The organism is Actinomadura sp. WAC 06369 (assembly GCF_003947565.1).
Classification (GTDB): domain Bacteria; phylum Actinomycetota; class Actinomycetes; order Streptosporangiales; family Streptosporangiaceae; genus Spirillospora; species Spirillospora rifamycini.
In genome coordinates this window covers 79,958-90,274 of sequence record NZ_QHJN01000013.1, presented here as the reverse complement: position 1 = coordinate 90,274, position 10,317 = coordinate 79,958, and the positions used below count along the sequence as shown (strand labels likewise).

General features: G+C 75.0%; 9 protein-coding genes and 1 pseudogene. 2 read left to right on the top strand and 8 right to left on the bottom strand.

What is annotated here, in order from left to right; all coding sequences use genetic code 11:
- Nucleotides 1-60 precede the first annotated feature (60 nt).
- The 3 genes from pheA to DMH08_RS06060 all read right to left on the bottom strand — a co-directional run bounded on the left by pheA (nucleotide 61) and on the right by DMH08_RS06060 (nucleotide 2,877).
- Nucleotides 61-1,005, bottom strand: a complete 945-nt coding sequence (gene pheA, locus DMH08_RS06070) for a prephenate dehydratase (protein ID WP_125612254.1) — start codon at nucleotides 1,003-1,005, stop codon at nucleotides 61-63.
- 76 nt (nucleotides 1,006-1,081) lie between these two features.
- Nucleotides 1,082-1,534 carry a DUF4446 family protein gene (locus tag DMH08_RS06065; protein WP_199747642.1) on the bottom strand — a complete coding sequence of 151 codons (453 nt, stop codon included), beginning with the start codon at nucleotides 1,532-1,534 and terminating at the stop codon, nucleotides 1,082-1,084.
- Nucleotides 1,531-2,877: a glycosyltransferase 87 family protein gene (locus DMH08_RS06060; RefSeq protein ID WP_125612252.1), complete on the bottom strand. Its 1,347-nt coding sequence runs from the start codon at nucleotides 2,875-2,877 to the stop codon at nucleotides 1,531-1,533. The genes DMH08_RS06065 and DMH08_RS06060 overlap by 4 nt, the downstream gene beginning before the upstream one ends.
- A gap of 112 nt (nucleotides 2,878-2,989) precedes the next feature.
- On the opposite strand from DMH08_RS06060, the gene DMH08_RS41475 reads away from it, so the two are divergent.
- A complete protein-coding gene (locus tag DMH08_RS41475) occupies nucleotides 2,990-5,203 on the top strand; it encodes a hypothetical protein (RefSeq protein WP_233617421.1) in 2,214 nt (737 codons plus the stop codon).
- Between the two features lie 664 nt (nucleotides 5,204-5,867).
- Here the strand turns inward: DMH08_RS41475 and DMH08_RS42765 are convergent.
- The 3 genes and pseudogenes from DMH08_RS42765 to DMH08_RS06045 form a co-directional block, all read right to left on the bottom strand.
- Nucleotides 5,868-6,173, bottom strand: a pseudogene (locus tag DMH08_RS42765) (polyprenol phosphomannose-dependent alpha 1,6 mannosyltransferase MptB); the annotation flags it as partial.
- A 362-nt stretch (nucleotides 6,174-6,535) separates the two neighbouring features.
- Nucleotides 6,536-7,267, bottom strand: coding sequence for a glycosyltransferase family 2 protein (locus tag DMH08_RS06050; RefSeq protein WP_125612248.1), 732 nt, complete (start codon nucleotides 7,265-7,267; stop codon nucleotides 6,536-6,538).
- A gap of 109 nt (nucleotides 7,268-7,376) precedes the next feature.
- Entirely contained in the window at nucleotides 7,377-7,712 is a 336-nt protein-coding gene (locus tag DMH08_RS06045) for an STAS domain-containing protein (protein WP_051301314.1), read from the bottom strand.
- Nucleotides 7,713-7,979: 267 nt separating this feature from the next.
- On the opposite strand from DMH08_RS06045, the gene DMH08_RS06040 reads away from it, so the two are divergent.
- Nucleotides 7,980-8,339 carry a hypothetical protein gene (locus DMH08_RS06040; protein WP_026404847.1) on the top strand — a complete coding sequence of 120 codons (360 nt, stop codon included), beginning with the start codon at nucleotides 7,980-7,982 and terminating at the stop codon, nucleotides 8,337-8,339.
- Between the two features lie 17 nt (nucleotides 8,340-8,356).
- Here DMH08_RS06040 and DMH08_RS06035 read toward each other — a convergent pair whose 3' ends face one another.
- The gene (locus DMH08_RS06035) at nucleotides 8,357-9,466 is read right to left on the bottom strand and encodes a sensor histidine kinase (RefSeq protein WP_026404848.1); all 1,110 of its coding nucleotides are present in this window, start codon (nucleotides 9,464-9,466) and stop codon (nucleotides 8,357-8,359) included.
- Nucleotides 9,463-10,185, bottom strand: coding sequence for a response regulator transcription factor (locus DMH08_RS06030; protein WP_199747641.1), 723 nt, complete (start codon nucleotides 10,183-10,185; stop codon nucleotides 9,463-9,465). Before DMH08_RS06030 ends, DMH08_RS06035 begins: the two co-directional genes overlap by 4 nt.
- Between the last annotated feature and the right edge of the window lie 132 nt (nucleotides 10,186-10,317).

Genomic DNA, 10,317 nt, shown 5'->3' with positions numbered 1-10,317 from the left:
TCCCACATCCCCCGCTCGAACACATCAAAGTCCACCCCGCCAGTGTGCCCGGCCGCCGGGTCAGGGGGCGGGCGGGGTGCCGCCGATGGCGGTGAGCCAGGCTGCGGCGGCGGTGTAGTCGTCGTCGTGGGTGCCGCGGCGGATCTCGGGGCGAACGCGGTCGGCGCGGGGGTAGGAGCCGACGTAGCGGACGTCGGCGCAGATGCGGCGCAGGCCCATCAGGGCCTCGCCGACGCGGGCGTCGCGGACGTGGCCCTCGAAGTCCATCCAGAAGAGGTAGGAGCCGAGGCCCGCGCCGGTGGGGCGGGACTGGATGAGGGTCAGGTTGATGCCGCGGACGGAGAACTCGGTGAGGATCTCCAGGAGGGCGCCGGGGTGGTCCTCGCCGATGAACGCGACGACCGTGGTGCGGTCGGTGCCGGTGGGCTCGGGCGGGGCGCAGGGGCGGCGCAGGACGATGAAGCGGGTGACGGCGTCGGCGATGTCGTGGATGTCCTCGGCGAGGACGGTGAGGCCGTAGCGGGCCGCGGCGAACGAGCCGGCGAGCGCGGCGTCGTAGTGGCCGTCGGCGACGCGCTGGGCGGCCTCGGCGTTCGACGTGGCCGCGTGCCATTCGGCGTGCGGGACGTTGTCGGCGAGCCAGCGGCGGCACTGGGGCTGCGCGATGGGGTGCGAGGCGACGGACTTGATGTCCTCGATCGCGGTGCCCGGACGGGCGAGCAGGGCGAACGTCACGGGGAGGTGGATCTCGCCGACGATCTGCAGGGGCTCGCCGGTGGCGAGTTCGTCGAGGGTGGTGGGGACCGAGCCCTCGACGGAGTTCTCCAGCGCGACGACCGCGGCGTCGGCGTCGCCGCGGCGCAGGGCGTCCAGGACGGCCGGGACGGTCGCGTACGGGACCTGCTCGGCGTCGGCGGCGCCCGGAACCGACAGGAGCGCCGCCTCGGTGAACGTGCCGCGCGGACCCAGGAAGGCGTAGCGTTCCGGCCTGGCGTCTGCGGTCACGAGGTCCCCCGACGGTGGTGTGGAAAGGCACGCCTGACGTGGGCGTGGCGAGAGAGACCGAGTCTACTTGCCGCCGTCAGGTGCGGGTCGCCGCCTCGTCGCCGAAGTCGGCGAGGGGGTCGTCCATGGAGACGACGGGGCCTTTGCCGAGGCGGGCGGCGCGCAGGGCCTGGTTCTCCTCGGGGGAGAGCCGCTCCATGGGCTGCCCCGCCTGGACGGCCTTGGCGTAGGTGCGCGTCTCGGAGCGCCCGTTGATGGAGCTGATGACGACGCCGTCGCCGACGGCGTTGAGCAGCGCGAGGGAGAAGGAGCGCCGCCCCGTCATCTCCTTGAGGGCGTCGTAGTGCACGATGGCGAGGTCGCGCAGGGCGCACTCGTCGACCGTGCCGCCCGCGATCTGGAGCTGACGCCGCAGCATGTGCCCGCATTCGTCGACGACCTGGTTCACCCGGTTGTGGGCCACCACCGCGATGGACAGGCCCACGACTCCGGCGACCAGGCCGGCGACGGCCACCGTGACCAATATCACGGGGTGAGCGTACCCACCTCCGCCCGCTTCTGCGAAGGATCCGGAGGGCCACCGTCGTGCAGCGTCCTGTCGACGAGCCAGCGGCCGAGGACGAAGACGGACGCGATGGCCGCGAGACCGAACAGATCTTGGATCACACGGCCGAAGAATTCGGCGATATATCCGTGTTCGGGGCCGATCATCCGGGCCCCCCACCAGGGCAGCGGCCACAGGAAGTAGAACCACGTCGCCGCGCCGAAAAGACATCTTCGCGTGTCTCGCCCGTCGCCTACCAGAGCGCCGATGACGGGGATCATCCAGACGAAGTGGTGAATCCACCCGACAGGGGACAGCAGGACGGACAGCAGGCCGGTGATCGAGACCCCGGCGAGCAGCAGGCCGTAGGACGCCGGGCGGTCCGCGGCCGGGAGGTGGTCGGTCCCCGGGAAGGTCCGGGACGGCGGCCCGGCGAGCGCGTCGGCGGCGCGGGTCGCGCGGAGCGCGAGCCGGAACCCGATGTACGCCATGGCCAGCCACAGGACGAGCCACACCGCGGACCGGGCGGTCCCCTCCGGCAGGACCCGCGCGACGATGCCGTTGATCGCCTGGTTCGTCGTCCCGTCGATGGCGCCCGTCCGGTCGCCGCCCTGCAGCAGCGCGCCGAACCAGTAGTCGACCGAGTCGGACGGCAGCAGCATGAACCCGAGCAGGGTCGCCCCGACGGCCGTCATGACGGCGTTGCCCGCGGCGCGGAACCGTCCGGTGACCAGGAAGTAGATGAGGAAGACGCCCGGCACCAGCTTGATCGCGACGGCGAGCCCGACGAGGACGCCGCGCGGCCAGCGCGGGGAGCGCGTGCAGCAGTCGGCCAGGCACATCGCGAGCAGGAACAGCCCGACCTGCCCGAAGCGGATCTGGTCCCGGTCCGGGAGGATCCACGCGGCCGCCCCGACGAGCGCGCCGGTCGCGAGCGGCGCCCAGCGCCCCGTCCGCCGGAGCAGGTCGCGGAACGCGTACCGGACGACGACCACGAGCGCCGCGTAGACCAGCGCCGTCCAGACGATCTGGGCCGCGCCCCACGGCAGCAGCGTGAACGGGACGGCGAGCGCGGCGGCGAACGGCGGGTAGGTGAAGGGGAGGAACTGCGGCGGCTGCGTGAGCACCTCGTACAGCGGCGCGCCCCGCAGTACCGCGCGTCCGCCCTCGCGGTAGACCTCGAGGTCGACGAGCCGCTGGTCGGGCGGGTTGGTGAGCCAGTGCGCGGCGATCGGCGCGATAGCGGCGGCGGCGACGGCGATCCCGGCCAGCACGATCAGCAGGTCCGCGGGCCTGCCGCCCGCCGCCCGAGATCCCTTGACCCACATTTCGCCGAGTCTATTTGCGCGGCCGCGTCCCCCGGCTCGCCGCGTGCGCCCGATCCCCTCGCCGCGCACCGGCGGCGCCGGGGCGATCCGGCGACGCCATACACTCGACGCCATGGTTCAGCGGGGGACGAGGGCCGGAATTCTCCTTGCGACCCTCGCTGCGGTGGTCGCCGGGGCGGCGGGGCTGTCGGTCCTGCTCGCTCCCCCGGCGGCGGCGGCGCCCGAGGGGCGCGTGGTCGTCGTCGGCGTTCCGGGGCTGCTGTGGAGCGACGTCGACCGGGAGGGCACGCCCGCGCTGTGGGGCCTGGTCGAGGACGGGTCGAGCGCGGCGCTGAGCGTGCGGACGACGCGGCGGCTGACGTGCCCGTCGGACGGGTGGCTCACGGTGTCGGCGGGCCAGCGGGCCCGGCTGCCGAACGGGAGCTGCGCGCTGCCCGCGACGCCCGCGACGTCGGGCGCGGGCGTCCCGCGGGGCGGGGCGGTCGCGCCGGGATGGCCGGCGATCGTGAAGGACAACGCGGGCACCGGCTACCGCGCGAAGCCGGGGCTGCTCGGGGACGCGGTGCACGCGGCGGGCGGCTGCACGCTGGCGGTGGGGCCGGGCGCGGTGCTCGGGCTCGCCGACGGGAGCGGGCGGGTGGACCGGTACGCCGGCTCCCCCGGCGACGTCCGGTCAGCGGACTGGGCGGCGTGCCCGGTCGCGGCGGTGTCGGTGGACGACGTCTTCCGCGCGCACGTGGACGCCGGGGTGGACGCGGACGGCGACCCGGTCGAGGTCGGCCCGGACGAGCGGGCCGCGGCGGCGGCCGCGGCGGACCGCGAGGTCGCGCGGGTGCTGGCGGGCGTGCCGGACGGGACGACCGTGCTGGTCGCGGGACTCGCGGACGCGAGCGCGGACCCGCATCTGCACGTGGCGGCCGCGAAGGGCGACGGGTTCGGCGACGGGTACCTGACGTCGGGCGCGACGCGCCAGGAGGGTCTCGTGACGCTCACGGACCTGACGGCGACCGTGCTGCGGGAGCTGGGGCTGGAGCAGCCGGACGCCGCGGTGGGTTCGGTGTGGCGGGGCGAGCCCACGGACGACTCGGCGGCCGAGCAGGTCGAGGCGCTGGACGACGACGACGTGGCGGCGCAGGGGATCAGCGCCGTGCAGACGTCGTTCTACTGGGTGCTGTTCGCGGCGCAGCTCGTCGCGTACGGGGCCGCGGCGCTGGCGCTGCGGCGGCTCGGCGGGGACCGGCGGTCGCGGGCGCGGATCCTGGGCGGGACGCGGGTGATCGCGCTGTTCGGCGGCGCGGTCCCGGCGGCGACGTTCCTGACCGGGCTGCTGCCGTGGTGGCGGGCGTCAAACCCGACGGTGATGCTCGTCCTGACGGTGCTGGGGTTCGGAGCGCTGCTGACGGGGGTGTCGCTGGCGGGGCCGTGGCGCAGGTCGGTGTTCCTGCCGGGGCTGGTGATCACGGCGGTGACGGCGTCGGTCCTGGCGCTCGACGTGATGACGGGGTCGAACCTGCAGCTGAACACGCTGATGGGGTACACGGCGCTGATCGCGGGACGGTTCTACGGGTTCGGCAACCAGGCGTTCGCGCTGTTCGCGGTGGCGGCGATCCTGACGGCGGCGTGGCTGTCGGAGTTCCCGCTGCGGCGGGAGCGCAAGGCGGTCGCGGCGGCGCTGGTGGCGGTCATCGGGGTGGTCGCGGTCGCGGTGGACGGGCTGCCGGCGTGGGGCAGCGACTTCGGCGGGGTGCTGGCGATGGTGCCGGCGTTCGCGATGCTGGGGATGCTGGTGACGGGCCGGCGGGTGTCGCCGGTGAAGCTGGCGGCGTTCTGCGCGGCGGGCGCGGTGGTGGTGCTCGGCATCTCGTACTGGAACGCGCAGAGCGACAATCCGACGCATCTGGGGCGCTTCTGGAAGGACCTGGTGGCCGGCGAGGCGTGGAGCGTCGTCGTCCGCAAGTTCAACGCGATGATCGGCAGCCTCGGGTACTGGCCGTACACGGTGGCGCTGATCGCGGCGGTGGTCTTCCTGTTCTTCGTGCTGGCGCGGCCGACGCGGTGGCGGGTGTCGCTGCTGGGGCGGGCCTACGAGCACAGCCGGACGATGCGGCCCGCGGTGATCTGCGCGCTGGCGGTCGGGCTGATCGGCATGCTGGTGAACGACTCGGGCGTGGTGATCCTGTCGGTGGCGTTCAGCCTCGCGACGCCGCTGATGCTGGCGGCGGGGCTGCGGTCGCTGGAGATCGACCTGAACGCAGGCACAGAAGCACCAGTGCCAGCAGAAGCGCGAGCAGGATCCACGGGACGACCGTCGGCCGAACGGTCGTGAAGAGCCACGCCAGGTCGTCCGGCATCCTTGCGAGCTTCGGCGCGCGCGCGGGCAGGTAGGCGAGGCTGAGCGCGGTGGTGTGGGCGAGCAGGACCCAGTCGACGCGCGTCCACGGCAGCAGCGCGAGGAGCGCCCACCCGAACCCGTCGTACCAGGGCAGCGCGTAGGGGGCGGCGAGGAGCCACGCGAGGACGAACGCCGCCGAGACGCGCGTGTGCTCGGCGGCGCCGTCCCGGGGGAGGGCGCGGACGAGCAGCGCGAACAGCACGAGGGCGAGCAGCACCATGCCGATCTTGATGAGGTCCCGGTTGGAGCCGCGCCCCATCGCGTCGTCCAGCAGGTGCCAGGGGGTCGCGAACGACACCATGTCGCTGGCGCGGTTGATCTGGTCGAGGGCGTGCGGGCCGGCGAGGGCGTACCCGGCGGCGACGGCGGCTCCGGCGCCGCCGAACAGGGCGAGGAGGCGGAGCCGCGCGTGCCGGTCGCGGAGCAGGGTCCAGGCGGGGCCGCCGCCGACGAGCGCCGCGGGGAGCTTGATGGCCGCACCGGCGCCCGTCAGCGCGCCCGCCGCGAGGGCCCGCCCCCAGCCGCGTCCGGAGAACACGGCGAGCGCCGCGACCATGGGGGCGATGGCGAGGACGTCGTTGTGCCCGCCCGACACCAGTTGGTAGAGCAGCAGCGGGTTGCACGTCCATAGGAGGGCGGTGCGCAGGCGGCGCGCGCGCGTCCGGGACGTCTTGTAGAGGATCCACGCGGTGAGCGCGAACGCCGCGACGTTGAGCGCCGAGAGGGCGAACACGGTCAGCTTCACCGAGTCGCCGCCGACCCAGGACGCGAACGCCTGCCCGGCCGTCGTGATCGGCCCGTACACGCTGGGCGTCGTGCGCCACTCCTCCGGCGCGCCGATCACCGGGTCGTGCGGGACGTCCGCGGCGGTCGTCGCGTACGGGTCGTGCCCGGTGGCGGCCATCCGCCCGTACGACGCGTAGTTCAGGTGGTCGGCGGACCCGACGGGCGGCAGGAACACGAACGCGACGGCCGCGAGGAGGCCCGCCCCCGCCAGCGGCAGCGGACGGACGGTCCAGCCGCGGCGCGCGGCGGCCATGCAGGCGCCCAGCCCGCCCGCGCCCAGGACGATGCCCGCGGCGACGAGGGCGGTCACCAGGTACGGCGACGGCGCGGTGTCGAGGGAGTAGGGGGGTTCGGCGGCGGCTCCGGGGAGCGCCGGCTGGAACGCGGACGGCCCGAGCAGGGCGGTCACGAGGAAGCACAGCGTGCTCGCGCCGAGGGCGGCGAGCCCGCAGCCGCCGAGTCCGGCCGGAGCCGGGCGGGTCACGGGCGGGGGCCGCGCACCCGGGCCAGCCGCCCGGCCACCGCGGGGTCGCGGACGGCCAGGGCCCGCGCCACGTCCCGCAGCTGCCGGGCCCGGTGCGCCTGCGCGCGCCAGTCGGTGCCGGTGGCGCGGTGCGCGAGCGGCACCTCCACCTCCGTCACCCGGAAGCCGCGGCGCAGCAGGTCGATGGTGAGAGCGGTCTCCACGCCGAACCCGGCGGCGAGCGGCCGGGCCGCCTCGAACGCCGGGCGGGTGAGGCAGCGCTGCCCGTTGAGCGGCTGGGTGGCCTCCCAGCCGGTGGCGCGGCGGATGCCCTCGCGGGACAGCCGCACGACCAGCCCGTGGCCGCCGAGCTTGACGGTGGTGGCGAACACCGCGATCGACATGTCGGCCTCGCCGCGCCGGACGGGCTCGACGAGCGGGGCCGCCTCGCTCGCGGTGCCGGCGAGATCGGCGTCGAGGAACAGCAGGTGGCGGGGCTCCTCGCGGCCGTCCTCGAGCAGCTTGACGGCTTCGGCGCCGCTCTCCATGGCGCAGCCCTTGCCGCGGTTGCGGCCGTGCCGCACGACGCGCGCGCCGACCCGTTCCGCCACCCGGGCGGTGCCGTCGGACGACCCGTCGTCGACGACCACGACGAGGTCGGCGCCCGGCAGTCCGCGGGCGGCCTCGACGGTGTCGGCGATGCGGTCGGCTTCGTCCTTGGCCGGAATGATCACCGCTACGTCCTGCATACCGGCGATCGTAGTGCGCGCACCGCACGCTCGTGCCGGTTCGGGCGTCGGTTCATCCGGTGTTCCCGCGGTCGGTCCGGTGCGCGGTTCGGTGGTCGGTTCGGTCGGGTCAGCCGGCGTCCATGGCGGGCGCGGCCTCGGTCACGGTGAACACGGTGTCGAGCCCGGTGACCTGCAGGATCCGCTTGACGGCGGGGCGCGGGGCGGCGAGTTCGAGCGCGCCGCCCTGCTCCTTGAGCCGCTTCATGGCCGACAGCAGCACGTTCATGCCGGTCGAATCGCAGAACTCGACGCCGCTCATGTCGACCGTGATGCGGTCGACGCGGTCGCGCAGCAGGGCCGCGAGCGCGGCCTGCAGCCTGGGCGCCGTGTACAGGTCGAGCTCGCCGGTCGCCGTGACGACGGCGTGACCCCCTTGAGACGCGGTCGAGACGTTTAGCTCCACGTTCGGCACACTATCCCGCCGAAGGCCGATGGGCCAGACGGTTCGCGGAGTGCCCCATGACATGGGGGCGTCCGGGCGTGTCGCCCGTCCCGACCTGCCCATACCCTTTGCGTACTACGCACGGTAATGGGGTGTTTTCGCCCTCGTTCGTGGCCGCGATCTTCGCCGTTCGCCCCTCGCGGCGGCCCCGTTTGGGGGACGCTGAACCCGAACGGCGGCGGACGGCTCCGCCGCCGCGCGGGCCGAGCATTGGGGGGTGCGCCGCACATGACGGCCGAAGAGCGCGAAGCGCGGCTGCGCGAACGCCTGGAGACGATCCGCGCGCGTTCCGCGAAGGCGAGCTCGTGGCGCTCGTCCACCGGGCACCTCACCCGGCTGGTGAACAAGGACGGCTTCGTCCCCGTCAAGGCGCGCCTCTCCCGGGAGGACGTCGCCTTCATCACCGGCGCCCGCGACGAGGTGCTGGCGTTCGCCGATCTGGCGCTGCGCCTGCTCGACCTGCACCGCCCCCAGGACGCGGGCGGCATCTCCAGCGACCCCGACCGCCCCATCCGCCGCTGCCGCGCCTGCATGACCCGCTGGCCCTGCGCGACCGTCCGGCTGATGACCGAAGCCGTCGAGGGCTGACGGGCGCCCCGCCGGGATCAGACCGGCAGGGAGATCTCGAAGCGGCAGCCCGTGCCGGAGTTGGCGACGCCGATCTCGCCGGCGTGGGCCTCGACGATGCCGCGGGCGATGGCGAGGCCGAGCCCGGCGCCGCCGCCGGGGCTGCGCGCCGCCTCGCCGCGGAACGCGACGTCGAAGACGCGCGGCAGGTCGTCCTCGGGGATGCCGCCGCAGCCGTCCGCGACCGACACCCGCGCCCGCCCGTCCCGGACCTCCCCGACGATCTCCACGGTGCCGTCGCCGGGGGTGTGCCGGATCGCGTTCACCACCAGGTTGCGCAGCGCGCGGCCCAGCTCCCCCGTGTCGACCCGGACGGGCCCGGCGCCGCGCACGTCGCCGGTCAGCCGGACGCCCTTGGCGCGGGCGAGCGCCTCCGCGCCGGCGACCGCCTCCGCGACCAGGTCGGCCAGCCCGATCCGGCTGCGGGTCAGGCGCAGCGCGCCCGCGTGGATGCGGGACAGCTCGAACAGGTCGTCCACCATCTCCGTCAGCCGCTCAGCCTCCACCCGGATGCGGGCGTGGTAGCGGTGGACGGTCGCGGCGTCCGCGACGACCTCGTCCTCCAGCGCCTCGGCCATCGCGCGGAGCCCGGCGAGCGGGGTGCGCAGGTCGTGGCTCACCCACGCGACCAGCTCCCGGCGGCTGGCCTCCAGGGCCTGTTCCCGCTCGTGCGCGGCGGCGAGCCGCGCGTAGGCGGCGTCCAGCTCGCGGGACAGCTCGGCCAGCTCCGCCGGGAGGCGCACCGCGGGCGGGCGGAACCGGTCCGCGCGGACGGCCTCGACCAGCGCCCGGTTCGCCGCGACGAGCCGGCGGCCGAGCAGCAGCGACACCGCCGTCGCCACCAGGCCCGCGGACGCCACCACCGCGAGCACCACCGACCGGTCGTGGTCGTTGATCAGCATCAGCAGCGAGATGACGAGGATGCCCGCGACCGTCGCGAGGACGGTCGCGGCGCTCACCACCACGAGCTGCGTCGCGACCGACCGCCCGCGCAGCGCGTGCAGCAGGACGAGCGCGACGGCGGCCACGGTGCCCGCCGCGAGCGTCGCGTAGCAGGCGACGAGGAGCAGGTCGGCGAACGGGATCACGCGCCCGCCCCTTCCGCCGCGGGCTCGTAGCGGTAGCCGACGCCCCACACCGTGACGATCCGGCGCGGCGCGGTCGGGTCGTCCTCGATCTTCTCCCGGAGCCGCCGCACGTGGACGGTGACGGTCGAGGCGTCCCCGAAGGACCAGTCCCACACCTGCTTCAGCAGGTCGTCGCGGGTGAACGCGCGGCGCGGGTGGCGGACGAGGAACGCGAGCAGGTCGAACTCGCGGGCCGTCAGCGCGAGGGGCGCGCCGTCCAGCACGGCCTCGTGCGCGGCGGCGTCCACGACGAGGCCGCCGTCGCGCCACGGCCCGCCCGGGCCCGCCGGGACGGACGGGACGGCGGGGCCGCGCGCCCGGCGCAGCACCGACTTCACCCGCAGCGCCAGCTCGCGGGGGCTGAACGGCTTGGTCACGTAGTCGTCCGCGCCGAGTTCGAGCCCGGCGAGCCGGTCGGTCTCGGCGCCGAGCGCGGTCAGCATCACGATCGGGACGGCCGAGGACGCGCGCAGCCGCCGGCACACCTCGAGCCCGCCGACGCCGGGCAGCATGAGGTCGAGGACGATCAGGTCCGGCGGGTGGTCGAGGGCCCGGCGCAGCGCCGTCCGCCCGTCCGCCACGCACGTCACCTCGTGGCCGTCGCGGGCCAGGTAGCGGGCCACGACCTCCGCGACCGTGGGGTCGTCGTCCACCACCAGGATGCGGCCGGGGGCGGTCACGGGGCCACCGGCCGGGGGGTTCTCTCGCACGTCACGGGTCCCAAGCTACGGACCCCGCCGGGCGGTTCACCGCACGCGTCACCACTCTGTAAGGACTCGGGAGCGGAGCGGAGCGGGGACTTCACACTCGGC